General features: G+C 39.5%; 1 protein-coding gene. It reads right to left on the bottom strand.

Features of this window, described 5'->3' with window-relative positions; translation table 11 throughout:
* On the bottom strand, positions 1-590 hold a 590-nt coding region (locus IEW67_RS17990; RefSeq protein WP_444543274.1), incomplete at its 3' end, for an IS91 family transposase.
* Positions 591-663: the final 73 nt, after the last annotated feature.

The following is a 663-nucleotide window of genomic DNA, read 5'->3' as shown; positions in this document are numbered from 1 at the left end:
AGCTTTAATACCACGGTCTGCCATTGCTTTCGTAGCATCTTGAATGGAATATAATCGTATCCTTTCCATTCTCCCTTTTTTGTCACCCCTCCCATGGTTACTAACATATGGACATGCGGATTAAAATTCACCCTTGAACCAAACGTATGTAAACCAGCGATGATACCTGGCTTTACCTTGGCTTTCTTTCCAAAGTAGTCCGAAATCAGTTTGGCTGCCTCATCCATCAATGGTTTTAGAAGATGGCGATGCAATAAAAATATCTCACGTAATCCTTCATCGATCGTAAATATCACATGTCGGTGGTTCACCTGTAAGACATCTTCTGTCAAAAGACGGCTCCATTCTTCACTTTCTCCCAGGGAACAAGTTGTACAAAAACGACCCTTACATCGATAAGGCACTCTTCGAACATCATGACAGCCTTCACAAACAAAGAGTTTAAATCCATTCTTCGGGTTCCCGCAGTCACGAAATCGCTCAACCTCCTTGGTGACTACCGGTCGGATCCTATCTCCATGTTTCTTTTTAAATGACTCCCAATGTTGATTACTATCAAAAAAGATTTGCTTCATAATATTTTTCTCCATACATTAAAGATACCACAGTAAACAACACTGTGGTAGAGCCAAAAATTTATACTTTCTTATCTTTTTAGAAAAA

This window comes from Lentibacillus kapialis, assembly GCF_014646635.1.
Taxonomy (GTDB): Bacteria; Bacillota; Bacilli; order Bacillales; family Amphibacillaceae; genus Lentibacillus; species Lentibacillus kapialis.
Note: the sequence above shows the minus strand (reverse complement) of the source record. Positions and strands in the feature narration are given on the sequence as shown.